Source organism: Gordonia sp. DT219 (assembly GCF_049847065.1).
GTDB lineage: Bacteria > Actinomycetota > Actinomycetes > Mycobacteriales > Mycobacteriaceae > Gordonia.
Genome location: NZ_JBNCNR010000001.1, coordinates 1 through 24,725, shown reverse-complemented (window position 1 = coordinate 24,725; position 24,725 = coordinate 1). Strand labels below are relative to the sequence as shown.

23 protein-coding genes and 1 rRNA gene are annotated in these 24,725 nt (G+C 67.4%); 13 read left to right on the top strand and 11 right to left on the bottom strand.

Annotation, left to right across the window (positions count from 1 at the left end; translation table 11 throughout):
• Positions 1-3: 3 nt before the first annotated feature.
• The gene (locus tag ACPXB3_RS00120; protein ID WP_425702991.1) at positions 4-579 is read right to left on the bottom strand and encodes a DUF2017 domain-containing protein; all 576 of its coding nucleotides are present in this window, start codon (positions 577-579) and stop codon (positions 4-6) included.
• Between the two features lie 7 nt (positions 580-586).
• A complete protein-coding gene (gene clpS / locus ACPXB3_RS00115) occupies positions 587-910 on the bottom strand; it encodes an ATP-dependent Clp protease adapter ClpS (protein ID WP_425702989.1) in 324 nt (107 codons plus the stop codon).
• A gap of 20 nt (positions 911-930) precedes the next feature.
• On the opposite strand from clpS, the gene ACPXB3_RS00110 reads away from it, so the two are divergent.
• From ACPXB3_RS00110 to ACPXB3_RS00070, 9 genes are all read left to right on the top strand, one after another.
• Positions 931-2,235: a nicotinate phosphoribosyltransferase gene (locus ACPXB3_RS00110; RefSeq protein ID WP_425703513.1), complete on the top strand. Its 1,305-nt coding sequence runs from the start codon at positions 931-933 to the stop codon at positions 2,233-2,235.
• A 69-nt stretch (positions 2,236-2,304) separates the two neighbouring features.
• The gene (locus ACPXB3_RS00105; protein WP_425725841.1) at positions 2,305-2,916 is read left to right on the top strand and encodes an isochorismatase family protein; all 612 of its coding nucleotides are present in this window, start codon (positions 2,305-2,307) and stop codon (positions 2,914-2,916) included.
• A gap of 8 nt (positions 2,917-2,924) precedes the next feature.
• A complete protein-coding gene (locus ACPXB3_RS00100; RefSeq protein WP_425702986.1) occupies positions 2,925-5,030 on the top strand; it encodes an ATP-dependent DNA helicase in 2,106 nt (701 codons plus the stop codon).
• Positions 5,031-5,154: 124 nt separating this feature from the next.
• The gene (locus ACPXB3_RS00095) at positions 5,155-7,155 is read left to right on the top strand and encodes a maltotransferase domain-containing protein (protein WP_425702984.1); all 2,001 of its coding nucleotides are present in this window, start codon (positions 5,155-5,157) and stop codon (positions 7,153-7,155) included.
• A 26-nt stretch (positions 7,156-7,181) separates the two neighbouring features.
• Entirely contained in the window at positions 7,182-9,467 is a 2,286-nt protein-coding gene (gene glgB, locus ACPXB3_RS00090) for a 1,4-alpha-glucan branching protein GlgB (RefSeq protein WP_425726390.1), read from the top strand.
• Positions 9,468-9,613: 146 nt separating this feature from the next.
• Positions 9,614-9,943, top strand: a complete 330-nt coding sequence (locus tag ACPXB3_RS00085; RefSeq protein WP_425702983.1) for a PadR family transcriptional regulator — start codon at positions 9,614-9,616, stop codon at positions 9,941-9,943.
• Between the two features lie 2 nt (positions 9,944-9,945).
• On the top strand, positions 9,946-10,368 hold the full coding sequence (locus ACPXB3_RS00080) for a DUF1048 domain-containing protein (RefSeq protein ID WP_425725839.1): 423 nt from the start codon (positions 9,946-9,948) through the stop codon (positions 10,366-10,368).
• A complete protein-coding gene (locus ACPXB3_RS00075) occupies positions 10,307-11,098 on the top strand; it encodes an ABC transporter ATP-binding protein (protein WP_425702981.1) in 792 nt (263 codons plus the stop codon). The genes ACPXB3_RS00080 and ACPXB3_RS00075 overlap by 62 nt, the downstream gene beginning before the upstream one ends.
• The gene (locus ACPXB3_RS00070) at positions 11,095-11,856 is read left to right on the top strand and encodes an ABC transporter permease (protein ID WP_425725837.1); all 762 of its coding nucleotides are present in this window, start codon (positions 11,095-11,097) and stop codon (positions 11,854-11,856) included. Before ACPXB3_RS00075 ends, ACPXB3_RS00070 begins: the two co-directional genes overlap by 4 nt.
• An 18-nt stretch (positions 11,857-11,874) precedes the next feature.
• Here the strand turns inward: ACPXB3_RS00070 and ACPXB3_RS00065 are convergent, their stop codons facing one another.
• From ACPXB3_RS00065 to ACPXB3_RS00045, 5 genes are all read right to left on the bottom strand, one after another.
• Positions 11,875-12,795, bottom strand: coding sequence for a tetratricopeptide repeat protein (locus ACPXB3_RS00065; protein ID WP_425703509.1), 921 nt, complete (start codon positions 12,793-12,795; stop codon positions 11,875-11,877).
• Between the two features lie 87 nt (positions 12,796-12,882).
• A complete protein-coding gene (locus tag ACPXB3_RS00060) occupies positions 12,883-14,154 on the bottom strand; it encodes an MFS transporter (RefSeq protein WP_425702977.1) in 1,272 nt (423 codons plus the stop codon).
• On the bottom strand, positions 14,151-14,459 hold the full coding sequence (locus ACPXB3_RS00055) for a thiamine-binding protein (RefSeq protein ID WP_425702976.1): 309 nt from the start codon (positions 14,457-14,459) through the stop codon (positions 14,151-14,153). Before ACPXB3_RS00055 ends, ACPXB3_RS00060 begins: the two co-directional genes overlap by 4 nt.
• 10 nt (positions 14,460-14,469) lie before the next feature.
• Positions 14,470-14,835, bottom strand: coding sequence for a DUF3817 domain-containing protein (locus tag ACPXB3_RS00050; RefSeq protein ID WP_425702975.1), 366 nt, complete (start codon positions 14,833-14,835; stop codon positions 14,470-14,472).
• A gap of 97 nt (positions 14,836-14,932) precedes the next feature.
• Positions 14,933-16,156: an acetyl-CoA C-acetyltransferase gene (locus ACPXB3_RS00045; RefSeq protein WP_425702973.1), complete on the bottom strand. Its 1,224-nt coding sequence runs from the start codon at positions 16,154-16,156 to the stop codon at positions 14,933-14,935.
• Positions 16,157-16,236: 80 nt separating this feature from the next.
• On the opposite strand from ACPXB3_RS00045, the gene mce reads away from it, so the two are divergent.
• Both mce and ACPXB3_RS00035 read left to right on the top strand, forming a co-directional pair.
• Positions 16,237-16,722 carry a methylmalonyl-CoA epimerase gene (gene mce, locus ACPXB3_RS00040; protein ID WP_425702972.1) on the top strand — a complete coding sequence of 162 codons (486 nt, stop codon included), beginning with the start codon at positions 16,237-16,239 and terminating at the stop codon, positions 16,720-16,722.
• A 96-nt stretch (positions 16,723-16,818) separates the two neighbouring features.
• Positions 16,819-17,808: a DivIVA domain-containing protein gene (locus ACPXB3_RS00035; protein ID WP_425725835.1), complete on the top strand. Its 990-nt coding sequence runs from the start codon at positions 16,819-16,821 to the stop codon at positions 17,806-17,808.
• Between the two features lie 36 nt (positions 17,809-17,844).
• Here ACPXB3_RS00035 and nucS read toward each other — a convergent pair whose 3' ends face one another.
• The 3 genes from nucS to ACPXB3_RS00020 form a co-directional block, all read right to left on the bottom strand.
• Complete coding sequence (nucS, locus tag ACPXB3_RS00030) at positions 17,845-18,543, bottom strand: endonuclease NucS (RefSeq protein WP_425702968.1); 699 nt, start codon at positions 18,541-18,543, stop codon at positions 17,845-17,847.
• Positions 18,544-18,589: 46 nt separating this feature from the next.
• The gene (gene glsA, locus ACPXB3_RS00025; protein WP_425702967.1) at positions 18,590-20,026 is read right to left on the bottom strand and encodes a glutaminase A; all 1,437 of its coding nucleotides are present in this window, start codon (positions 20,024-20,026) and stop codon (positions 18,590-18,592) included.
• 61 nt (positions 20,027-20,087) lie between these two features.
• On the bottom strand, positions 20,088-21,314 hold the full coding sequence (locus ACPXB3_RS00020; RefSeq protein ID WP_425702965.1) for a GAF domain-containing protein: 1,227 nt from the start codon (positions 21,312-21,314) through the stop codon (positions 20,088-20,090).
• A gap of 205 nt (positions 21,315-21,519) precedes the next feature.
• Here ACPXB3_RS00020 and ACPXB3_RS00015 point away from each other — a divergent pair, with 205 nt between their 5' ends.
• Positions 21,520-23,370 carry an NAD(P)-binding domain-containing protein gene (locus ACPXB3_RS00015; RefSeq protein WP_425725833.1) on the top strand — a complete coding sequence of 617 codons (1,851 nt, stop codon included), beginning with the start codon at positions 21,520-21,522 and terminating at the stop codon, positions 23,368-23,370.
• Positions 23,371-23,466: 96 nt separating this feature from the next.
• Positions 23,467-24,357, top strand: coding sequence for a universal stress protein (locus ACPXB3_RS00010; RefSeq protein WP_425725831.1), 891 nt, complete (start codon positions 23,467-23,469; stop codon positions 24,355-24,357).
• Between the two features lie 99 nt (positions 24,358-24,456).
• Here the strand turns inward: ACPXB3_RS00010 and rrf are convergent.
• Positions 24,457-24,573 (bottom strand): 5S ribosomal RNA (rrf, locus tag ACPXB3_RS00005).
• Positions 24,574-24,725 lie beyond the last annotated feature (152 nt).

The following is a 24,725-nucleotide window of genomic DNA, read 5'->3' as shown; positions in this document are numbered from 1 at the left end:
CGATCACAGCAACGACTCCACCAGCAGTTCCTGCATCACCGTCAGCCAGTGGTAGACGTCGAGGTGCGCGGCGTGCGGGTGGCCCTCCGGCAGCTGGTCGGGGGTGTCCTCGGAGATACCGAGCATCGCACCGAGTGCCAGACGCACATCGTTGAGCGCACTCAGCCAGTCCAGGGCCTGCGCCTCGGTCAGGGCGACGTCGCCGCCGCCGGGCGGCAGCGAGTCGAGCAGGGTCCGCGCGGCCTCGAGTTTCGCGTCGATGATCTTCGGTTCGTTGAGGCTGCGCAACGCCGCGTTGAGGTCACCGTTGACCACCTCGGCACTGAGGTCGCGTTCCTGATCGGGGCGGTGGAAGTCGGGTAGCAACCGGCCGAGGGTGAGGTCGGCCGGCGCCGACGTGTGCCCGGTGCGGATTCCGGTCATCCGCGCCAGTTCGTCGTCCGGGGCGCTCGATTCACGCTCGGTCAGCAACTCGACCAATGAGGTGACCATCGAGACCAGCAACTCCACCTCATGCCGTTCGAGGTTGGAGCAGATCCGCATCCGCGAACCGCGGCCCTGTCGTTTCCAGGTGCGCACGCCGGGGTCAGCAATCCCGCTGCATCGTCGCCCACAGGCCGGCCGCATGCAGCTTGCTCACATCGGCTTCGACCTTGTCGCGGCCACCGCTGGACACCACGGCCCGGCCTTCGGTGTGGACTTGCATCATCAGTTCGTTCGCGTGGGCCTCGGAGTAGCCGAAGATCTTCTGGAACACGAAGGTGACATACCGCATCAGATTGACCGGGTCGTCCCAGACAACTGTCATCCACGGGCGGTCGAGATCCGATGCACCTTCGGCGACGGTGGGCTCGGCAACCGCCGCACCTCCGGGAGTAGCCTCATGCGCACGCATTCCGTCAGGCGCCATACGTCCAAGGGTAAGGGATCATCAACGTGGACAACACTGCCCTGCTGACCGATCACTATGAGGTCACCATGGTCCGTGCCGCGCTGCGACATCCGATCGCGCATCGCCGATGCGTGTTCGAGGTGTTCGCGCGGCGGCTGCCCGACGGTCGCCGGTACGGCGTCGTGGCCGGTACCGGGCGCGTCATCGACGAACTCGCCCACTTCCGGTTCGGCGACGCGGAGATCGCGCTACTCGAGCGGTTCTGCGACGCCGACACGATCGCCTGGCTGCGCGACTACCGGTTCTCCGGCGAGATCGACGGGTACCGCGAGGGCGAACTGTACTTCCCGGGTTCGCCGATCATGACCGTGCGCGCGAGTTTCGCCGAAGCCGTCCTGCTCGAGACGCTGATCCTGTCGATCCTCAATCACGACAGTGCGATTGCATCGGCCGCGGCTCGGATGGTCAGCGCCGCGGGTAGCCGCCCGATCATCGAGATGGGCTCACGTCGCGCCCACGAGCGGGCTGCGGTGTCGGCCTCGCGTGCGGCCTTCATCGCCGGCGTCGCCGCGACTTCCAACCTGGAGGCGGCACGCACCTATGGGGTGCGCAGCGCAGGTACCGCCGCACATTCGTTCACGCTCGGCTTCGCCGGCACCGACGGGCCGGACGAGCGTGCCGCGTTCGCCGCACAGATCGAGGCGCTGGGTGTGGGCACCACCCTGCTCGTCGACACCTACGACATCACCGCAGGTGTCCGCAACGCCATCGAGGTCGCCGGCCCGCAACTCGGCGCGGTACGTATCGATTCCGGGGATCTCGGTGTCCTGGCCCGGCAGGTTCGCGAGCAACTCGATTCGCTGGGCGCCACCGGTACCAAGATCGTGGTCTCCGGCGATCTCGACGAATACGCGATCGCTTCACTGCGCGCCGAGCCCGTCGACACCTACGGCGTGGGCACCTCACTGGTCACCGGTAGCGGGGCGCCGACGGCAGGCATGGTCTACAAGCTCGTCGAGGTCGACGGCATTCCCGTCGCCAAGCGCGCCAGCCACAAGGAATCGCGTGGCGGTGCCAAGTCGGCCCTCCGCGCGGCCAGAGGAAGCGGCACTGTCGTCGAGGAGATCATCTACCGCGCCGGTGACCCGCCACCGGCCATCGACGCGCCGATCACCCGCGACCTGCAGATCCCGCTGGTCCGCGGCGGCGATCCGGCCGGCGACCTGCCGTCGCTGTCCGATGCGCGCGAGCTGTCGGCCCGCGGGTTGGTGAGCCTGCCATGGGAGGGACTCGGCCTGTCGCACGGCGATCCGGCCATCCCCACGCGCTACCTTCTGGGCTGAACGTCGGCGCCCGGCCCGTTCACCGCCAACCGTTTCCGCTCGAGTCGCGCACAGCGCACCAGGAGAAGTATGAGCAACTCACCAAGGAGCGAGGAGTCGCGCCCAGCCGACGCCCTCGTCATCGTCGATGTGCAGAACGACTTCTGTGAAGGCGGTGCTCTCGGTGTGCGCGGGGGCGCCGCGGTGGCCCACGCGATCAACAGCATCGTCGGCGACTACCGGACAGTGGTGGCCAGTCGCGACTATCACATCGATCCGGGTGCCCACTTCTCCGATGAACCCGACTACATCGATTCGTGGCCACCGCACTGCCGCGTCGGGACCGACGGGGTCGCGTTCTGCCCTGCGCTCGACACGTCGGCCGTCGACGATGTGTTCTCCAAGGGCGAATACGGCGCCGCCTACTCCGGTTTCGAGGGCGCCGACGACGATGGTGTCGGCCTCGAGGGGTGGCTGCGCGAGCGTGGCATCACCAGCGTCGACATCGTCGGAATCGCCACCGATCACTGTGTTCGGGCCACCGCACTCGACGCCGTCCGCGCCGGGTTCACCACGCGTGTTCTGCTCAATTTCACCGCCGCGGTGGCCGGCCGGACCGCGCGTGCCGCACTGGACGAGATGAGTTCGGCGGGAATCGTTCTCGATGGCGACCTGCTCTATGGCGGGTCGGAAGAGCCCTGAGCACCCACATGAGCGAACTCCCCTCGGTGACAGAGCTGCTCGACGCCGCCGTCACCGCGCTGTCCGGCCGCCGTCGCGACGGCCAGCTCCGCATGGCCAACGCCGTCGATCACGCCATCGACACCGGCGAACATCTGGCCGTGCAGGCCGGTACCGGTACCGGTAAGTCGCTTGCCTATCTGGTGCCTGCGATCCGGCACGCCATCACCTCGGGCGACACGGTGGTGGTGTCCACCGCGACCATCGCGCTGCAACGCCAACTCGTCGAGCGCGACCTGCCCCGGCTCGCCGACGCGCTCACCGGGCCACTCCGCCGTCGTCCCACCTTCGCGATCCTCAAGGGTCGCTCAAACTACCTGTGCCTGCACAAGATCCACGGCGGCACCGTCGAGGAACCCGACAGCGAGCTCTTCGATGCCTTCGAGTTGTCGCGCACCGGCCGCGAGGTCACCCGGTTGCGGGAGTGGACCTCCGACACCGAAACCGGTGACCGCGACGACCTCTCCCCCGGCGTCGCCGACCGGTCGTGGCGTCAGGTCAGCGTCTCGGCGCGCGAATGCCTCGGCGCGTCGAACTGCTCGTACGCCGAGGATTGCTTCGCCGAGCGCGCCCGGCGCGAGACCTCGGCGGTCGACGTCGTCGTCACCAACCACGCGATGCTCGCGATCGATGCGATGAGTCCGGCCAACGTCCTGCCCGAACACGATGTCGTCATCATCGACGAGGCGCACGAACTCGTCGACCGAATCACCTCGGTCAGTACCGCCGAGGTGTCGGCGGCCGCGGTGGGCAACCTCGCCAAGCGCGTCGGCAAGCTGGTCGACGAGGAGACCGTCGACGCGCTCACCGAGGCCGGCGAGCAACTCGGTGAACTGCTCGAGGAGTTCCCGCCGGGCGAATGGACGGCACTACCGTCCGCGGCGGGCATCACGCTGACGGTGCTGCGAGACCGGCTGTGGGCCGCGCGCAGCGCGATCGGGCCGGTCCGCGGGGCCGGCGTCAGCGCCGACGAGGGTGCGGCCGCGGCGCGCTCGGCCGCACTGACCGGCCTCGAAGACCTCCACGACACGATCGTCCGGCTACTGGGCACCTTTGGTGAATCCGACGTCACCGCACGCCGCGACGTCGTCTGGGTCGCACAAGAACGCGTCGGTCGCGGTCCGTCGGCGTCCACTCGCCCGGTCTTGCACATCGCGCCACTGTCGGTCGGCGGCCTGCTGCGCGCCACGCTGTTCTCGACCGCCACGGTGATCCTCACGTCGGCGACACTGACCATCGGCGGATCATTCGACGCGCTCGCCGCCACCTGGGGTCTGCCGGCTGCCGGGCGCGGTGCCGACACGCCCGCCGCCGACGACGTCGACGATCCGGCACCAGATGGTTCGGCCCGCGACGTCACCGCGACCGGTAAGTCCGCGCCGTCCGATGGTGGCACCATCCGCTGGACCGGCCTCGATGCCGGCTCACCCTTCGACTATCCGCGTGCGGCAATCCTCTACGTCGCCCGGCATCTGCCCCGTCCGGGCCGCGACGGGCCCGCACCGGCGACCCTCGACGAGATCGAGTCACTCATCGGTGCGGCCGGCGGGCGCACGCTCGGGCTGTTCTCGTCGATGCGTGCGGCCCGGGCGGCCGCCGACGCGCTGGCCGACCGTCTCACGGTGCCGATTCTGTGTCAGGGCGACGACACCACGTCGTCGCTGGTCAAGCGCTTCGCCGAGGATCCCGCGACCTGTCTGTTCGGCACGTTGTCACTATGGCAGGGCGTCGACGTGCCGGGCCAGTCCCTGAGTCTGGTCATCATCGACCGGATTCCGTTCCCGCGGCCCGACGATCCCCTGCTCACCGCCCGGCAGCGGGCGGTCGATGCCCGCGGCGGCAACGGGTTCCTCTCGGTCGCGGCCAATCATGCCGCGTTGCTACTCGCGCAGGGCGCGGGCCGGCTACTGCGGTCGGTCGACGACCGTGGCGTCGTGGCGGTGCTCGACTCCCGGCTGGCCACCGCCGGATACGGCGGCTACCTCGCGGCCTCACTGCCGCCGTTTTGGCGGACCACCGATCCGGCGGTGGTGCGCTCGGCGCTGAGCAGGCTCACCGGCGTGCCCGTACGCTGATCCTTGAGACGCGTGAGCCGTCCGGGCGTCAGAATGAGTACGTGACGCCACGGCCACACGCGTCACGCGGCAACGACGACGCATCCACCGCCGACCTCCGGTCAGGTGAGAAAGGGGGCCGTGAGTGATCGGCCGGATGGGCATCGACGACATTCAACCATTGGTTTCGGCGGGCCAGTATCCAGCCAAAGCCGTTGTGGGCGAGGCCATCCCGGTCAGTGCAACCGCCTGGCGCGAGGGCCATGACGCGCTCGGGGTAACCCTTCGGGTCGAGGCGCCACGGCGACGCGTCTTCAACCTCACGATGTCGCCGTCGGTCGAACCCGATCAGTTCAACGCCGCGTTCGTCCCCGACGCCGAGGGTTTCTGGACCTTCCGCGTCGAGGCGTGGAGCGATCCGTACACCACGTGGCGATCAGGCATCGTCAAGAAGATCGAGGCCGGGCAGTCGGCGGAGGATCTGGCCAACGACCTCGAGATCGGTGCGCGCGTGCTCTCGGCGGCGTGCGAGCAGATCGCTCCCTCCGAACGAGGGGTTCTCGACGATGCCATCCGGCTGCTGCGCGCTGCGGACATGTCGCTGTCCACCCGGATTGCGCCCGCGATCGCCGACGCCGTGGCCGGATTGCTGCATCACCACCCGGTGCGCGAGTTGGTCACCAAGAGCCGCACCCACCGCGTGTGGGTAGACCGTCGGCGGGCGCTGTTCGGATCGTGGTACGAGATGTTCCCGCGTTCGACCGGCGGCTGGGACCATGAGGGGCGCCCGGTACACGGCACCTTCCTCACCGCGGCCCAGGATCTGCCGCGCATCGCGGACATGGGATTCGACGTCGTCTACCTCCCGCCCATCCATCCGATCGGCAAGGTCAACCGCAAGGGACCCAACAACACGCTGATCGCCGGCGCCGACGACGTCGGGTCGCCGTGGGCGATCGGCTCCGACGACGGCGGCCACGACGCGATCCACCCGCAGCTGGGAACCGAGGAGGACTTCGAGTACTTCGTCGGCCGGGCCCGCGAACTCGGCATGGAGGTCGCACTGGACTTCGCGCTGCAATGCGCGCCGGATCATCCCTGGGCCGCGACACACCCCGACTGGTTCACGACCCTGCCCGACGGCACCATCGCCTACGCCGAGAACCCGCCGAAGAAGTATCAGGACATCTATCCACTGAATTTCGACAACGACCGCCGAGGCATCTACGGGGCGGTCCTGCAGGTCGTACTGCACTGGATTGATCTGGGCGTCAAGATCTTTCGGGTCGACAATCCGCACACCAAACCACCGAATCTGTGGGAGTGGCTGATCACCGAGGTCAAGACGCGCCACCCGGAGGTGCTGTTCCTGGCCGAGGCCTTCACGCGCCCGGCGCGGCTCTACGGCCTGGCCCGGCTCGGATTCACGCAGTCTTATACCTACTTCACCTGGAAGACCGCGAAGTGGGAACTCGAGAGGTTCGGCATCGAACTCGCCGCCCATGCCGACGAGTCGCGGCCGAATCTGTTCGTCAACACCCCCGACATCCTGCACGAGAGCCTGCAACACGGCGGTCCGGGGATGTTTGCGCTGCGCGCTGCACTGGCGGCGACCCTCGCGCCGACCTGGGGCGTCTATTCCGGTTACGAGCTCTACGAGCACCACGCAGTCCGGCAGGGCAGCGAGGAGTACCTCGATTCGGAGAAATATGAGCTGCGCCCCCGTGATTACAAGGCCGCGTCCTCGCGCGGTGAGTCACTGGAACCGTGGATCACCTCGCTCAACGCGATCCGCCGCCGCCATCCGGCGTTACAGCAGTTGCGCAACATCACCTTCCACCACATCGAGAACCCGGCACTGATCGCGTACTCGAAGATCGACCCGGTCTCCGGCGACCGGGTGCTGGTCGTCATCAACCTCAACCCGTTCGGCACCGAGACAGCGACCCTCTGGCTCGACATGCCGTCCCTCGGATTCGATTGGCAGGACCACTTCGGTGTCCGTGACGAGGTCTCCGGAGAGGAGTACAGCTGGAGTCAGGCCAACTTCATCCAGCTCGAGCCATGGCGGTCGGTGGCCCACATTCTGGCGCTGCCGCCACTGGAACCGGCTCTGGCACAGCAGCTTTCCTACCGTATTCGGTGAGGGACGACGAAGAGGACGAGGACACCGTGACCACCACCCCGCAACCACCCGATCCCGAAGACGACGCCCGCGCGACGGCCTCCCCGGTCTGCGGTCACCCCGATCCGTTCGCCCCAGACCACGATCTGCGACGGCTCGCCGCGCTGACCCATCCCGATCCGCACGCCTTCCTCGGCGCCCATGACACCGGCACCGGATTCACCATCCTGCGAACCCTGCGACCGCACGCCGCGTCGGTGACCGCGGTCATCGGCGGCGTCGACTACCCGATGACCGCCCAGACCGACGACCTGTTCGTCGTCGCGGTACCCATCGACGGACTCATCGACTACCGCTATCGCGTCGAATACCCCGACGGCAAGGGTGGCCGGACTTCCTACGTCGTCGCCGACGGCTACCGGTTCCTGCCCAGCGTCGGCGAGACCGACCGCTACCTGTTCGGCGAAGGTCGCCACGAACAGCTGTGGGAGATCCTCGGCGCGCGTCTGGTCGGCTACACCACCCCGGATGGCGAGGTCGCCGGTACCGCCTTCTCGGTGTGGGCCCCCAACGCCCATGGCGTCGCGGTCATCGGCGACTTCGACTGGACCGGACGCACCGCCCCGATGCGTTCATTGGGTTCGAGCGGCATCTGGGAGGTCTTCGTCCCCGATATCGCCGACGGCACCCAGTACAAGTTCAAGGTCCACGGCGCCGACGGGGTGATCCGGGAAAAGGCCGACCCGATGGCCCAACGCACCAACGTGCCGCCGGCAACGGCTTCGGTGGTCACCCGCTCGGCCTTCGACTGGTCCGACGACGCGTGGCTCACCCGGCGCGCGACCGGCGCCCCGGCCGCCGAGCCGATGAGCATCTACGAGGTCCACCTCGGATCGTGGCGGCCAGGACTGACCTACCGCGAGATCGCCGAGCAACTCGGCGACTACCTGATCGAGAAGGGCTTCACCCACGTCGAGTTCCTGCCGGTCGCCGAACACCCCTTCGGCGGCTCGTGGGGCTATCAGGTCACCAGCTATTACGCGCCGACCGCCCGCTTCGGCCATCCCGACGATTTCCGTCACCTCGTGGATCACCTGCACGCGCTCGGGATCGGCATCATCGTCGACTGGGTGCCCGCCCATTTCCCGAAGGACGAGTGGGCGCTTGCCCGCTTCGACGGCACGGCGCTCTACGAGCACGCCGACCCGATGCGCGGCGAGCAACTCGACTGGGGAACCTACATCTTCGACTTCGGCAGGCGCGAGGTCCGCAACTTCCTGGTGGCCAACGCGCTGTACTGGTTCGACCAGTTCCACATCGACGGCCTGCGGGTCGACGCCGTCGCGTCGATGCTCTACCTCGACTATTCCCGGCCTGCGGGCGGGTGGCGTCCCAACATCTACGGCGGACGGGAGAACCTCGAGGCGGTGCAGTTCCTGCAGGAGACCAATGCCACCGTGCACAAGCACTTCCCCGGCGTGGTCACCATCGCCGAGGAGTCGACGGCCTGGCCCGGCGTCACCCGGATGACCGATCTCGGCGGCCTGGGCTTCAGCTTCAAATGGAACATGGGCTGGATGCACGACACCCTGGGTTATCTCGGCCGCGATCAAATACACCGCAGCTTCCATCACCACGAGATCACCTTCTCGATGATGTATGCCTTCAGCGAGAATTTCGTGCTGCCGCTCTCCCACGACGAGGTGGTGCACGGCAAGGGCACCTTGTGGAGCCGGATGCCCGGTGACTCGTTCACCAAAGCCGCCGGCGTGCGGGTGTTTCTGGCATACCAGTGGGCGCATCCCGGTAAGCAGTTGCTGTTCATGGGCCAGGAATTCGGTCAGACCCGCGAATGGGCCGAGGATCGCAGCCTGGACTGGCCGCAGTTGACGGGCTGGGAAGGCGAATTGCATTCGGGCATCTCGGCTTTGGTGTCCGACCTCAATCGCGTCTACCGCGATAACCCTGCCCTGTTCAGCCGGGATACCGATCCTGCGGGATACGAGTGGATCGACGCCAACGACACCGCCAACAACGTCATCAGCTTCCTGCGCCACGGCTCGGACGGATCGGTGCTCGCCTGCCTGTTCAACTTCTCCGGGGCCGACCGCAGCAACTATCGCGTCGGCCTTCCGGTGCCGGGCACGTGGACCGAGGTCCTCAACACCGACTCGTCGGCGTATGAGGGTTCGGGTCAGGGCAATCTGGGCAGCGTCGTCACCGACGACAAGCCGTGGCACGCGCGCCCGGTCTCGGCGGCGGTGATGTTGCCGGCGAATTCGGCGATCTGGCTGGCACCGGTGCCGGCCGAGGAGCCACCGGCGACACCCTGAGCCGCCACACCGATTGACTCCCGACGGCGCCGGGTCGAGGTTCTCGACCCGGCGCCGTCGTCTGGGCATCGAGAGACCTCTTGCACAATTACTACTCAGCGCTACTATGTACCGGTACTCATCGACACAGAGTAGAGAAGGTGCACATGGGTAAACAGATGACCGAGATGCTCAAGGGCACCCTGGAGGGCATCATCCTGGCGATCTTGGCGCTGCGCGCGGCCTACGGATACGAGATCACCACCGCTTTACGGGAGCAGGGGTTCACCGACATCGCCGAGGGCACCGTCTACGCACTTCTCGTACGTGTCGAGAAGCGTGGACTCGTCGACGTCGAGAAGGTGCCCTCCGAGAAGGGCCCACCGCGAAAGGTCTACTCGCTCAATGCCTCCGGTCGTGCATATCTCGATGACTTCTGGCACACCTGGGACTTTCTGACCGCCCGGCTCGACACACTCCGCAACCGAAAGGAATGACAATGGTATTGCGCAAACTCATCGGCGACAAGAAGCGCTGGCGCGCATACAAAGCCCGTAAGGACGCACTCCCCGACACTCACCGCGACGTTCTCGATGCCGTGGAGCACTACATCTACTTCTTCGCCTCCTCGGAGACCGACGCGTTGATGTCCCTGCTCGAAGACCTCACCGACCTGTTCGAGCAGGCCGCCGCCGACGGTACCGAGATCGCCGACCTCGTCGGCACCGACCCGATCGAGTTCGCCGAGGGATTCCTGCGCAACTATCCCGAGGCGTCATGGATCCACAGGGAGCACAAGCGATTGACCACCGCGGTCGACAAGGCGATCGCGGCCGAGCACCACCCGACGGACGCCCGCGATGACCACCATCTCACAACCAGCCGAGGCGCAGCCGGCCATTTCCGTTGCCGAACTGTGTAAGTCGTACAACGGGCTGGACGTTCTGCGTGGTGTCGACTTCGAGGTCGCCAACGGCAGCATCTTCGCACTTCTCGGGACCAACGGCGCGGGCAAGACCACCACCGTCAAGGTCCTCGCGACGCTGGGCCGACCCGACGCCGGGACCGTCCGGGTCAACGGGTACGACGTCACCCGACATCCGCACCAGGTGCGCGAATCCATCAGTCTCACCGGCCAATTCGCCGCCGTCGACGATATCCTCACCGCACGTGAGAACCTCGTACTCATCGCCCGGCTCCGGCATCGACCCGACCCCGAGGCCATCGCCACCGACCTCCTGGAACGATTCGGGCTGACCGATGCGGCAACGCGACGGGTCGCGACCTTCTCCGGCGGGATGCGCCGACGGCTCGACATCGCGATGAGCCTGATCGGCGACCCGCCGATCGTCTTCCTCGACGAGCCGACGGCCGGCCTGGACCCGCAAGCGCGGCAGGAGGTCTGGGAATCGGTCGCCGCCCTCGCCCGCCGGGGTACCACGGTGTTGCTCACCACCCAGTATCTCGACGAGGCCGAGCACCTCGCCGACCGCATCGCGATCCTCCATCAGGGTCGCATCATCGAGAACGGGACCCTGGCCGAACTCAGGGCACTGCTTCCGCCTGCGAGGGTCGAGTACGTGGAGAAGCAACCGTCCCTCGAAGACATCTTCCTCGCCGTGGTCGGCGAGGCCACCTCGAAGGAGCCGTGATGGCCCACTTCGTCACCGACACGAACGTCCTACTCGGACGCACCCTGCGGCATGTGACACGCAGTCCGGACACCATCATCACCACCGCGGTCATGCCGATCGCGTTCCTGCTGCTGTTCGTCTACGTCCTCGGCGGGGCGATCGATGCCGGGGCGGGCTCCTACATCGACTATCTGCTACCCGGAATTCTGCTGATCACGGTGGCCTCCGGGATCTCCTACACCGCATTCCGCCTCTATTCGGATATGAGTGGCGGGATGATCGATAGGTTCAGGTCCATGCCGATCGCACGGTCGGCGACCCTGTGGGCGCACGTACTGACCTCGCTGCTGGCGAACATGGTGGCGGTGGGCATCGTGGTTCTCGCCGCACTCGCGATGGGATTCCGTTCGGGTGCAGGAATTCTGGCCTGGCTCGCGGTCGCCGGGATTCTCGTCACGTTCACCCTGGCGTTGACGTGGGTGGCGGTGATTCCGGGTCTGACCGCCAGATCGGTCGACGGCGCGAGCGCGTTCGCCTATCCGCTGATCTTTCTGCCATTCATCAGTTCGGCATTCGTGCCGACCGAATCCATGCCCGGTCCGGTGCGGGCATTCGCCGAAAATCAGCCGGTCACGTCGATGGTGAACACCATCCGCGCTCTCTTCGCGCAACAGCCGGTCGGCAGCGACATCTGGGTCGCTCTCGGCTGGTGTGCGGGCATACTGGTGGCAGCCCACGTCACGGCGATGATCATCTACCGCCGCAAGGTGTCCTGAGGCCGTTCGACCGCACTCTCAGAACAGGGCACTCGCCAGCTTGCGCCGCGCCGCGACGACGAAGGGTTCGGCCGGCTCGAACAACTCGAAGAGTTCGAGTAGTCGGGTGCGCGCCCGAGTGCGATCATCGCCGCTCGTGGTGCGCACCACCTCGATGATGCGGTCGAAGGCCGCCTCCGGCTGCTGTGACAGCAGGAGTACATCGGCCGCGGCGAGTTGCGCATCGACATCGTGGGCGGCCGCGGTCTCGACGATCGATGGATCGTGGGCCTGGGCACGCAGGACGAACTCGAGATTGTGTGCCGCCGAGGCGGCCTCGATGTTGCCGGGCTCGGCCTCCACGATGGCCCGGTAGGCCGTCAGCGCGCCATCGAAGTCCCCGGTGTCGAGCAGATCCTCGGCCGCATCCATCCGTGGGTCACTCGGCTCGGGTTCCTCGGCTCCCGCCTCGGGCGCGCCGGTGAGATGGCTGCCCACCTCGGACAAGATCTGGTCGATCCAGTCGGCGATCTCCTGCTCGCTGCGCACCCCGTTGAACGCGGCCACCGGCTGCCCGGCGGCGATCGCGACCACCATCGGGATCGACTGCACCCGGAATGCCTGGGCGATACGGGGATTGGCGTCGACGTCCACCTTGGCCAGCACCCACTGGCCACCCGCGCTGGCGGCCATGCGCTCGAGTACCGGCGACAGCTGTTTACAGGGTTCACACCACGTGGCCCACAGGTCGACGACGACGAGCTGGCGCGTCGAGCGTTCGAGGACGTCGACCTCGAAGGTTTCCTCGGCGACGTCGATGACGGCGCCACCGGTTTGCACGCCCTGGCCGTCGGCCGGCCCGGACCCTGTCGACCCGGAGCCCGGCGGGGCGGAGCGCTGCGGTGCGCGTTGGGCCTCCGCACGCTCCTTGAGTGCGGACAGATCGACGGCGCCGGACATGGCGACGGCCGCCTGCTGGGCGGCCTGCTGGGCTGCGGCTGCCTGTGCTCTGCTGGTAGGTCTGCTCACTGGGTCATTGTCTCACGATCACCGCGCCGGGTTCTCGCGTCGCCGGTGTGGCCGGACGACCCCCGCGGCCACGATTGCGAACGCGAGCGCGACCAGTACGGGCGTGAGGCCCACGCGCAGTGTGGAGTGCCCGCTGATGAAGCCGACCACGGCCGGCCCGGCCAGCATGCCGAGATATCCGCAACCCACCACCATCGAGATCGCCCTACCGCTCGACTGCTCGGTGAGATTGCCTGCGGCGGTGAATATCTGCGGGATGAGGCCGGCCAGGCCGATACCGAAGATCGTCCAGCCCACGATGGCGATGGTCGCCGAGGACGGGGTGGGCGAGGACGGGAGCAGCGCGACGATCATGCCGAGCGCCCCGATCAGCGCACCCCACCGGACCACGGCCACCGGCCCGGCCCGCGCGGCGATCGGATCGATGACGAATCGAGCGATCATCATCGCCGCACTGAAGCCGGCAAACGCGAGGGCACCGATCGCCTCCGGAGTGCCAAAGGTCTCCACCACATGCAGGGCGCTCCAGTCGTACGAGGTGCCCTCGGCGAGCATCAGCACGAAGGCCAACGCGGCCATCACCACCAGTCGGCGCAGATCGAGCTCGTGCCACCAGCGGGCACCGGCATCACCGGCGCCGGAATCCGCGTTCGGCGACCCGCTGCCGGTCCTCCCGAAGTCGGGGCCGACGATTCCGGTGGCCGCCGCGGCGACCACGATCAGGCCCAGGCCGCCGAGGACCGCCACGGTCGCCACCACCGGCCAATGCATCCACAGACCGAGCGCCACCGCGCCGGAGCCGAGCAGGCCGCCCACCGAGAAGAATCCGTGAAACGCCGACATGATCGGCCGCCGGTACGCGCGTTCGACGGTCACCGCCTGCGCATTCATCGACACGTCGAGCGAGCCGTTGACGAACCCGAACACCGCCAGTGCACCGGCAAGTGCGGCCGGGCCGGTCGCGAGCACCGGCCCGAGCATCGCCGGGCAGAGGACCATCGCGGCCGCGAGTGTCGTCGGGCGCGAGCCGAAGCGGTCGATCAGATGCCCACAGACCTGCATGCCGACGAATGCCGAGGCACCGACCAACAACAGCATCCCGCCCAACGCCTCATGCGAGATGCCGGTGCGCTGTGTGATCACCGGGATGTGGGCCACCCAGAGGGCGGCGAGAAATCCGTTGAGACAGAAGATGGCGGCGACCGCGGCACGGGCGCGGCCGAGACGTGTCTCGTTCGGTGCGGTCGGCGACGACCCCGGAAACCGACGGCGACTCCCGGTCGTCGTCAATTCTCCAGTTGCGCGTCGACGCGAGCGACCTTGCCTGCGAGCTCCCCTATGTGTCCTGGCCGGATGTCGGCCTTGAGGACGAGGCCGACCCGGGGCGCGAGCGCGGCGACCGCGTCCGTGGCGCGTTTGACCACCGCCATCACCTCGTCCCACTCACCCTCGACGTAGGTGAACATCGCGGTCGTCTGATGCGGCAGGCCGGATTCGCGGACCACCCGCACGGCCTGCGCCACCGCGGCACTCATCCCGCCGTCGGCATCGACTGCCTCGCCGCCGGACGGGGTGATGCTGAATGCGACGATCATGGTCACTCCCTCAGACCGCGGCCTCGGCAGTACCCGCGGTGATCGGGGCCGACAGTTCGGCGAGGTGGCCGTTGCGGCGCGCCCACCACTCGAACACCAGGGTCCCGAACGGCGGGATGCTCGAAACCAACGCCAGCCCGGTGATCTTCGCGTTCCAGCGCAGCGCGTACGCGGTGAGCAGCGAGATCGCCACGAATACGATGAAGACGATTCCGTGGACCATTCCGGGGATCTGCACGGCCTCGGTGTGGCCGAGCACCCATTTGAAGAACATCGCCACGAGCAGCGCGGCCCAGGTGATGGCTTCGAGGACCGCGACGAACCGGAAGCGTTTGGCCGGTGTGGACAGGTCAAAGATTTGTGTCATGCGTTCCATTGTGCCCGAGCGGGAGCCGATCTACGACTCGCCGTAGTAGAGGGTCGGCCGAGCACGAAGCGGTGTGCCGTGACAGCGCCACGGCACACCGTCGCGATCAGGCCTTGGGGACGCGCACGATCAGGGCGTCGCCCTGACCGCCGGCACCGCACAGCGCAGCCACGCCCACCCCGCCGCCCCGACGCTGCAGTTCGAGCGCCAGATGCAGGGTGATGCGCGCGCCGGAGGTCCCGATCGGGTGGCCGACGGCGATCGCGCCACCGTTGACGTTGACGATGCCCGGATCGACGCCCAGCGCCTTCGTCGAGGCGAGTCCGACCGCTGCGAAGGCCTCGTTGATCTCGATGAGATCGAGGTCGGCGGGCGTGATCCCGGCGCGATCGCACGCCTTGATGATGGCGTTCGCCGGCTGCTGCTGCAGCGACGAATCGGGCCCGGCGACGACGCCGTGCGGTCCGATCTCGGCCAGCCATTCGACACCGAGCTCGGTGGCCTTGGCCTTGCTCATGACGACCACCGCGGCCGCGCCGTCGGAGATCTGCGACGAGTTGCCCGCGGTGATGGTGCCGTCCTTGCGGAACGCCGGACGCAGCCCGGCCAGCGAGTCGCCGGTGGTGTCGGCGCGGATGCCCTCGTCCTCGGCGAACTCGATGGGATCGCCTTTGCGCTGCGGGATGGATACCGGTACGACCTCGTCGGCGAAGACGCCGTTCTTCCAGGCGGTCGCCGCGAGCTGATGGCTGCGCGCGGCGAACTCGTCCTGCTGGACGCGGGTGAACCCGCGGTATTCATCCCCGGCGCCCGCGCCGAGGTCGTTGCCCTGCTCGGTCAGCGCACCCATCGGCTGATCGGTGAAGGCATCGAAGAGTCCGTCGAAGGCCAGGTGATCGACGAGTTCGGTGTTGCCGTATTTGAAGCCACTACGGCTGCCCGGCAGCAGATGCGGGGCCTGCGTCATCGACTCCTGGCCACCGGCGACGACGACCTCGAATTCACCCGCCCGGATCAGTTGGTCGGCGAGCGCGATCGAATCGATGCCCGACAGGCACATCTTGTTGATCGTCAGCGCCGGCACATCCCAGCCGATCCCGGCCTTGATCGAGGCCTGCCGCGCAGGCATCTGTCCGGCGCCCGCAGTGAGCACCTGCCCCATGATCACGTACTGGACCTCCGAGGCCGCCACCCCGGCGCGTTCGAGCGCGCCCTTGATGGCGACGGCACCGAGGTCGACGCCACTGAAACCCTTCAGCGAACCGAGCAGCCGTCCGAACGGCGTGCGTGCGCCGGCAACGATCACCGACGCCGTCTGATCTGTGGACATGGGACCTCCAAGCCTGGACCGCCGGTACCTACCGAGCGGTCGCTCTCCTACTTTGTCGTCTACAACGCTACCGTTAGGCAATGAGCACTTCCGCAGCTGACCCTGGTGCCCAGGCGCCGACCGCACTGATCTCCGACCTCGTCGTCGCCATCGACCATGTGGGCATCGCCGTTCCCGATCTCGATGCCGCCAAGCAGTGGTACGCCGACAATCTCGGCTTCGTCACCTTGCATGAAGAAACCAATGACGAGCAGGGCGTCCGCGAGGCGATGATCGGCCCGACCGGTGTGGACGGCGGTGCGGTGATCCAGCTGCTGGCCCCGCTGTCCCCGGAGTCGACGATCGCGAAGTTCATCGATCGCAGCGGCCCCGGTCTGCAGCAGCTCGCCGTGCGCGTCCGGGATGTGGCGGCGGTGGCGGCGCGGCTCACCGACAACGGCGTCCGCCTGCTCTACCCCGAACCCCGGCGGGGGACCGCCGACTCACGCATCAATTTCGTCCACCCCAAAGACGCCGGCGGAGTGCTTCTCGAACTCGTGGAGCCCGCACCCGCTTCTGCGCACTGACCAGCGCCGCAACACCTCTCGAACGTTACGCGGGCACCGTGCGACGGGGACCTTTGGCAGATCGGCATCGCCGCGGCCTCCGTTAGACTGGCCCCCATGGCAGCCCCGGCACCCAGGCAACAGTTACCGTTCGCCGTCGTGATGCGCGGTTACGACCGCGAACAGGTGGCCGATCGTTTGCGCCGAATCGACGCGGACATGCGCGTGCTGGCCGCCGACCGAGACGCGGCGACGGCACATGCCCGTGAACTCGCGGCACATCTGACGGACGCGCGCGATGAGATCGACGAGTTGCGCCGCGAGGTCGACAAACTGTCGGTTCCACCGACAACCGCACAAGGGATGAGTGAGCGGCTCTCGCGGATGTTGCAGCTCGCCTCGGATGAGGCGTCGGAGATGCGCGCCGACGCGAGCGCCGAGGCCGCCGAGACCGTATCGATCGCCCGCCAGGAGGCCGCGGACACACAGCGCAACGCCACCGAAGAAGCCGATCGGATCATCGCCGACGCGCGGGAGCAGGCAGACAAGATCGTCGCCGATGCCGATGCGCACGCAGAGCAGACCCGCCACAGCGTCGATCAGATCGAGACGACGGCACTCGCCGATGCCGACGAGGCCGCCCGCCGGCGCGCGGATCGGGCTGCGGCGATGGCCGCCGAACACGAGAAGACGATGGCGGCCGCCAAGGCCGACGCCGAACGCATCACCGCCAAGGCCCGCAGCGAGGCCGAAGAACTCGAACGCCGAACCACCCAGACGCTCCGGGACGAGCGCGAACGACACGATGCCGATCTGGCCGCGCAACACGATGCGGCGCAGGCGCAGGCCGACGCCATCGAGTCCGCTGCTCGCGCCATCGCCACCGAGCGCCTCGCCCGCTCTCGTGACCTCGGCGACCGGGTCTCGACATCGCGCGACGAGATCGTCGCCCAGTTCGCCCGGGTCGCCGAACGGCTCGCCGAACTTCCCGCGCTCCTCACCACCGACGTCGACGCGGAGCTGACGTCGGCGTCGGAATACAGCGACGACGAATTGCTCAACACGCTGCTCTCACGGGAAGCACGGCTCGAGGCCGAGCACGACTGAGCTGCCCTACCGCGGGCCGAGCCAGGGGTGCGTGGCTCAGAAGAGCCGGAACTCGGTACTCTCCGCGCCGCGGAGCGCATCGTAATCGAGTACGACGCAACGGATTCCGCGGTCCTCGGCCAACGTGCGCGCCTGCGGTTTGATCTGTTGCGCCGCGAAGACGCCGCTGACCGGGGCGAGTAGCGGGTCCCGGTTGAGCAATTCGAGGTAGCGCGTCAGTTGCTCGACGCCGTCGATCTCACCGCGACGCTTGATCTCGACCGCCACAGTCGCCCCGTCGGCGTCACGGGCCAGGATGTCCACCGGCCCGATCGCGGTCATGTACTCGCGGCGGATGAGGGTGTGCCCAGGTCCCAGGGTGTCGACATGCTCGGCGAGCAGTTCCTGCAGGTGCGCCTCCACGCCGTCCTTGACCAGGCCCGGATCGACACCGAGTTGGTGACTCGAGTCGTGTTCGATCGCGGTGATCGTGATCCGCAGTTCTTCCCCGGCCTTGTTGGTCACGACCCAGTACGCGGCCACCTCGTCGTGCGCGTCGGCCACCTCGGTGGGCACCGCGGCCTCGGTGAGGCTGCACGGCGGACTCATCCAATTCAGCGGCTTGTAGGCACGGTCGTCGGCATGCACGCTCACCGAACCGTCGGACTTGATGAGCAGCAACCGCCGCGCCATCGGCAGATGGGCGGTGAGCCGCCCGACATAGTCCACTTGGCACTCCGCAATCACCAGACGCACAGTCGGCAGCTTATCGGCTCGCCGATTCCGGGTGCGAGGGCCCGGCTCAGGAGCGCTGATACAACTCGAGCTGGAACTCCTCGGCGTCACGAACGGCTGCGGCCATCGTCGAGTGGACATGCGGCAGGACCGGATCGAGGCCCCGGAGTTCTTCGGGCGCATTGAGATCGGGGACCACGAAGTCCGACCGGTGACTTGCCACGCTCTCGCGGACCACCCCGTCGGGATCGACGAGCATCGCGCGCTGGCCGCGCGCCTCGGTGGTGTGCTTGACGCTGAGGAGCATGGTGCGTGCCACCGGGTCGATCACCCCGACCCGCGAGATCTCGACGATGACGACGTCGAGATCGGCGAGATCGTTCTCGATCCGGCGCACCGCGAATTCCCCGCCGGCGAAGGTGAGGTCGCCCTGCAGCTCGTAGACGCGCACCCGCTCGCGACAGGTACGCAGATAGCTGCGCTCCAGCTCATCCCAGTCGCCGCCGACCTCGAACTCGCCGATCGAATAGATGGACCGGATCGTCACGCGGCTCTCACGCGTCACGTTGAACATGTGCAGACCGAGATCGCGCGACAGGCGCCGACATGTCTGTACACCACGAACGCTGTTGCCGTGTGCGTCGAGGCGCGGGGAATAGACCCCGATCCCGAGCTGGCCGGGCAACACCGCCAGGATTCCGCCGCCGACGCCGCTCTTGGCCGGTAGTCCGACCGTGGTCACCCAGTCGCCCGCACCGTCGTACATGCCGCAGGTGGTCATCACGCTCAGCAGCCGTTGGGCGACCTCGTTGCTCAACACACGGCGTCCGGTGCGCGGATTGACGCCACCGGCCGCGATCGTCGCGGCGATGGTGGCCACGTCGCCGCTGGTGACGCGTAACGAGCACTGCCGGAAGTACAGGTCGAGCGCTGCGTCCGGGTCGGTGGCGACCGAACCGAAACTGTCGAGCATGTAGGCGATGGCGCGGTTGCGCGAGCCGGAGGCGGCCTCGGAGGCGTAGACCTGCTCGTCCATCGTGAGTTGCCGACCAGCACAGCCCGAGTAGAAATCGACGAGTTCGGCGAAGACCCTGTCGACCGTGCCGTCGGGTAGGTTCCGCACGGACGGCAACAGCATCGACGCGGCCAGGATCGCCCCGGCGTTGATCATCGGGTTGCGGGGCCGGCGCCGCTGGTCGACGCTGATCTCGTTGAACGCCTCACCCGACGGTTCGACACCGATCTTCGCATCGACTTCCGCGATGTCGAGCCGAGACAGCACCAGCGCGTAGGTCAACGGTTTGGACACCGACTGGATCGTGAACTCCACGTCGACGTCGCCGAGTGAGTAGGTGTTGCCGTCATACATGCACATCGACAGTGCGTAGCGGTCGGGATCCACCGCGGCCAGCTCGGGGATGTAGTCGGCCAACGTTCCGGATCGGTCGGGCGCACATTCATTCATGATGTGGCTCAGGTATCCGTTGACATGAGAGATCGGCACACGGCAAATCTAGTCGCGCCTGCCGGGGTCATGCGACCGAGGACCGACACCCATGGCGGAGTCAGCCGGCGCGGCGTCGCGTGTCACTCACCTCGACGCCGCCGGCGAACCGGTAGGGATTGGCGCCGAGCAGGCCACCGAAACGCTTTCGCAGCCGGGAGATCTCCGCACGCACCGTGATGGTTCGATCGGCGACGCCGAACAATTCGAACGAGAGGTCCGCGGCGCGGAGCCCCTGCGGATGGGCGGCGAGTATGCCGAGGATCTGTGCGTGACGAGGTGTCAGGCGATCGGTCCAGGCCCCGGCGAAACCCGCCACCCGGACCACCGCCCCGGCATCGTCGGCACCGAGGACGACGCGGGTGGTATGGGTGGGATGGGCGGCCTCGACCGGACGGATCAGCCAGCCACCCGGCAGTGGCTCCACCTCGCAGGGGCCGAGGCCGGGCACGGATGTGCGCCCCGGCGCGAGCCCGCGCGGGATCGGCAGACGCGTCCTCGGCGCCATCGAGTCCACCGCCGCGACCCAGCCGTCCGGGTCGGCGGCGATCGCCGGGCCCTCGGACCGCGCCACGATGGGCGCCGCCACCGACCGCAGCTGGTCGAGTACCCGCCGATGATGTTCGCGCAGTTGCGCTTCGGCGAGTCGGGCCACCGTGTCGACCAGCGCCAGCGTGGTGGGATGAATGGTCGCGGCCGGACCACTCACGTCGACGACACCGAGCACCGCGCCGGTCCGCGGATTGCGAATCGGGGCGCCCGCACATGTCCATGTGTGATGGGTGCGGACGAAGTGCTCGGCGGAGAACACCTGAACCGAGCGGCCCGACTCCAGGGCCGTCCCGATCGCGTTGGTGCCCACCGCCGCCTCTGCCCAGCACGCCCCTTCGACGAAGCCGAGGCGGTCGGCGCGATGCAACACCCGGTTGGCGCCGCTACGCCACAGCACGTGCCCATGGGCGTCGGCGACCACGAGGATGTTGTCACCGTCGGAGATCACCGAGGCCAACCCTCGGGTCAGCTCATCGAGGATCTCGTGCAAGCCCGACTGCGAGCGACGCATCTCGATCTCGGCGATGTCGAGCCCGGCCGGATCGGCCCCGTGGTCGGGGTCGACGCCGGCACCGATGACGCGATCCCACGATTCGCTGATGACCTGCCGGGGACGGGCCGGCGGCTTGGTGCCGGCCATCGCCGCGTCGTACACGGCATGCAACACCGCGGCGAACCGGCGCGGATCCTCTCCCACCGCGACGGCGGGTTCGAGTCCGATCGGCAGTGACGTCATTCTGCGATTGTGCGTCAGATCACACCCTGACCGCAAAATCCGTCGCCGGGTTGCAGACGGTTGCACGACACAGGCGGCAAGACCCCGCCGGGCGGAGCGCAACCGTCTGCAACTCTTGCCGCCGGGCACACGGGAGAAGTGTGCTGTGACTCACAGTCGCGACATGCTCCGAATGACCCGCTCACCGACGACGAAGGAACCCGGCATGACCCAGACACTCGAACCCGACGCGCCGAACTCCGCTGACCATCGCGCCTCACCTCAGCAGCGTGCGCAGGCGTGGCTGGCCCGCTTCGAGACGGCACTTGCGGCCCGCGACGTCCCCGCGGTGACCTCGTTGTTCGCCACCGACAGCTTCTGGCGTGACCTCGTCGCGTTCACCTGGAATCTCAAGACGGTCGAGGGGCGAGGGCAGATCACCGACATGCTCGGAACCCGTCTCGACGACACCGATCCGTCCGCTTTCGCCACCAGCGAGCCGGCGACCGAGGACGACGGCGTCGTTTCGGCTTTCATCGAGTTCGAGACCGCCACCGGACGCGGTATCGGACACCTGCGCCTACGCAGTGACGGCGAAGCCGGGCAGGACCAGGCCTGGACTCTGCTGACTGCATTGCAGGAACTCAAAGGGCACGAGGAGCCCACGGGCGCGAGGCGGCTATTCGGGGCCGTCCACGGCTCCGATCCCGACACCCGATCCTGGGCGGAGAAACGGGCCGACGAACAGGTCGCGCTCGGCCGCACAGTGCAGCCGTACGTGCTCGTCGTCGGCGGCGGCCAGGGCGGTATCGCCCTCGGCGCCCGCCTGCGGCAGCTCGGTGTGCCGGCGATCGTCATCGACCGCCATGACCGGCCCGGAGACCAGTGGCGCAAGCGGTACAAGTCGCTGTGCCTGCACGATCCGGTCTGGTACGACCACCTTCCCTATCTCCCGTTCCCCGAGAACTGGCCGGTGTTCGCGCCCAAGGACAAGATCGGCGACTGGCTCGAGTTCTACACACGGGTCATGGAGGTTCCGTATTGGTCCAGGACGACATGCCTCTCAGCCGCCTACGACGAGAACGCGGGCCGCTGGACCGTCGACATCGATCGCGACGGCGAGCGCCTGACCCTGCGTCCCGAGCAACTGGTATTGGCCACCGGAATGTCGGGAAAGGCGAACGTGCCCGACTTCCCGGGCCAGGATGTGTTCGCCGGCGAGGCGCACCACTCCAGCCAACACCCCGGACCCGACGGATACGCGAGCAAGAAGGTCGTCGTGATCGGTGCCAACAATTCCGCGCATGACATATGCAAAGCGTTGGTGGACAACGGCATCGACACCACGATGGTGCAGCGCTCCTCGACCCACATCGTGAGGTCGAACTCGCTCATGGAGATCGGGCTCGGCGCCCTCTACAGCGAGCAGGCGGTCGCCGGCGGGATGACGACGAAAAAGGCGGATCTCACGTTCGCCTCATTGCCGTACCGAATCATGCACGAGTTCCAGATCCCGCTCTACGACCAGATCCGAGAGCGCGACAAAGAGTTCTACGACCGCCTCGAGGCCGCCGGCTTCGAGCTCGACTTCGGCGACGACGAGTCGGGTCTGTTCATGAAGTATCTGCGACGCGGGTCGGGCTATTACATCGATGTCGGCGCTTGCGAACTCGTGGCCGACGGCTCCATCAAACTCGAACACGGTGACGTCGACCATCTCGCCGAACACAGCGTCGTTCTCGCCGACGGCACCGAGCTGGCCGCCGACGTGGTCGTCTACGCCACCGGTTACGGCTCGATGAACGGGTGGGCTGCCGACCTGATGGGTACCGAGATCGCCGAGCGTGTCGGCAAGGTCTGGGGTCTCGGGTCGGACACCACCAAGGACCCCGGGCCGTGGGAGGGTGAGCAGCGCAACATGTGGAAGCCGACTCAGCAGCCCGGCCTGTGGTTCCACGGCGGCAACCTGCATCAGTCACGCCACTATTCGCTCTACCTCGCGCTGCAGCTCAAGGCGCGGTACGAAAACATACCGACGCCGGTCTACGGACTGCAGGAAGTCCACCATCTGAGCTGACCGGGACGCCGACGGGCCGAGCCGGACGCGTGTGGTGCGCTCTCGAGGGTGAGAGCATCGAAGCGGGACACCCGGACATCGCCGATCGGAGCCGCCATGCCTGACCGCAAACTGCTTGCCGCCTACCTCCCTACCCCCGGGGGCGAGGATGCGCTGGCGCTCGCGATCGCTCTCACGGGCCCATTTCGCGCGGGACTCGACGTGTGCATGGTGCTACCGCCGCCGCCTCCACCCGTCGTCGGCGGCGGCGGCGGTGTCCACGATGTCCGGGGAACCTCGGAGATGCTCGACGCCCAGGCCGCGGACTGGTTGTCAGAGGCAGTGCGCCACATTCCCGACGACGTCGTCGCCGAAGGGCACATCGCTTTCCATGAGAATGCCGCCGAGGGTTTGGTCACCGAGGCCGGGTCCGCCGGTTGCGCCGCCATCATCGTCGGCGGATCGGGCGGCGGGATCCGCGGACGCCACGCACTCGGCTCGGTCGTCAACGACCTGCTACACATCTCGACGACGCCGGTGGTGATCACGCCGCTCGGGGCGCAGGAGACCGCACGGCCGCCGCGACGCATCACCTGCGCCATCGGACGGCGACCAGGCGTCGCCCCACTGCTCCGAGCCGCGGTGGATGCGTGTTCGCGCTCCGGGCTGCCCTTGCGTCTGGTCTCACTCGTCACCGCCGACGATGCCTCACCTCATCGCGCCGACGATCTCGAGGCGGCGTACGCGAGCGCCACCGACCAACTCGCCGAGCACATCTCGACGATTCGCGAACACTTGCCAGATGGTTCGCAGGTCACCTCGGCGGTACTCACCGGTGACACCATCGAGAGCGCAGTGGGATCGCTGAACTGGGACGCAGGCGACATCATCTTCGTCGGCTCCAGCCGGCTCGCGCGCCCGCAGCAACTGTTCTTCGGCGCGACCGCGGCCAAACTACTGCGCGCCTTACAGGTTCCGATGGTGGTGGTGCCCAAGGGTTCGGACTGAGGGTCGCCGCCCGCGCGAACAAGTTCGGACCGCGCGAACCAATGCATACGCAGAAATGCCCCGCAACCTGCTGGTTGCGGGGCATTTCTGTGAAGTGTTGTTCGGCGGTGTCCTACTCTCCCACACTGATTAAGGTGCAGTACCATTGGCGCTGGTGGGCTTAGCTTCCGGGTTCGGAATGGGACCGGGCGTTTCCCCACCGCTATAGCCGCCGAAACTCTCTGAAATTTTCACATCCCCCTCCAAACCTTTCGGCTTGTCGGGGGTTCACGGGGGCGCAGCCCCCGCAGAATGTGTTATTTCAGAAGCACATAGTGGATGCGACACACCTCTATCAAAGTAAAAGTGTTGTATGTAAGTCCTCGGCC

Coding starts and splice junctions, on each gene's coding strand:
- ACPXB3_RS00085 (WP_425702983.1), top strand. CDS start 9,614: ATGGGTAAACAGATGACCGAGATGCTCAAGGGCACCCTGGAGGGCATC.
- ACPXB3_RS00050 (WP_425702975.1), bottom strand. CDS start 14,835: ATGGAACGCATGACACAAATCTTTGACCTGTCCACACCGGCCAAACGC.
- ACPXB3_RS00045 (WP_425702973.1), bottom strand. CDS start 16,156: ATGTCCACAGATCAGACGGCGTCGGTGATCGTTGCCGGCGCACGCACG.
- ACPXB3_RS00065 (WP_425703509.1), bottom strand. CDS start 12,795: ATGTCCGGCGCCGTCGATCTGTCCGCACTCAAGGAGCGTGCGGAGGCC.
- mce (WP_425702972.1), top strand. CDS start 16,237: ATGAGCACTTCCGCAGCTGACCCTGGTGCCCAGGCGCCGACCGCACTG.
- ACPXB3_RS00035 (WP_425725835.1), top strand. CDS start 16,819: ATGGCAGCCCCGGCACCCAGGCAACAGTTACCGTTCGCCGTCGTGATG.
- ACPXB3_RS00100 (WP_425702986.1), top strand. CDS start 2,925: ATGAGCGAACTCCCCTCGGTGACAGAGCTGCTCGACGCCGCCGTCACC.
- ACPXB3_RS00010 (WP_425725831.1), top strand. CDS start 23,467: ATGCCTGACCGCAAACTGCTTGCCGCCTACCTCCCTACCCCCGGGGGC.
- ACPXB3_RS00055 (WP_425702976.1), bottom strand. CDS start 14,459: ATGATCGTCGCATTCAGCATCACCCCGTCCGGCGGCGAGGCAGTCGAT.
- ACPXB3_RS00020 (WP_425702965.1), bottom strand. CDS start 21,314: ATGACGTCACTGCCGATCGGACTCGAACCCGCCGTCGCGGTGGGAGAG.
- ACPXB3_RS00105 (WP_425725841.1), top strand. CDS start 2,305: ATGAGCAACTCACCAAGGAGCGAGGAGTCGCGCCCAGCCGACGCCCTC.
- clpS (WP_425702989.1), bottom strand. CDS start 910: ATGGCGCCTGACGGAATGCGTGCGCATGAGGCTACTCCCGGAGGTGCG.
- ACPXB3_RS00080 (WP_425725839.1), top strand. CDS start 9,946: ATGGTATTGCGCAAACTCATCGGCGACAAGAAGCGCTGGCGCGCATAC.
- ACPXB3_RS00015 (WP_425725833.1), top strand. CDS start 21,520: ATGACCCAGACACTCGAACCCGACGCGCCGAACTCCGCTGACCATCGC.
- ACPXB3_RS00075 (WP_425702981.1), top strand. CDS start 10,307: ATGACCACCATCTCACAACCAGCCGAGGCGCAGCCGGCCATTTCCGTT.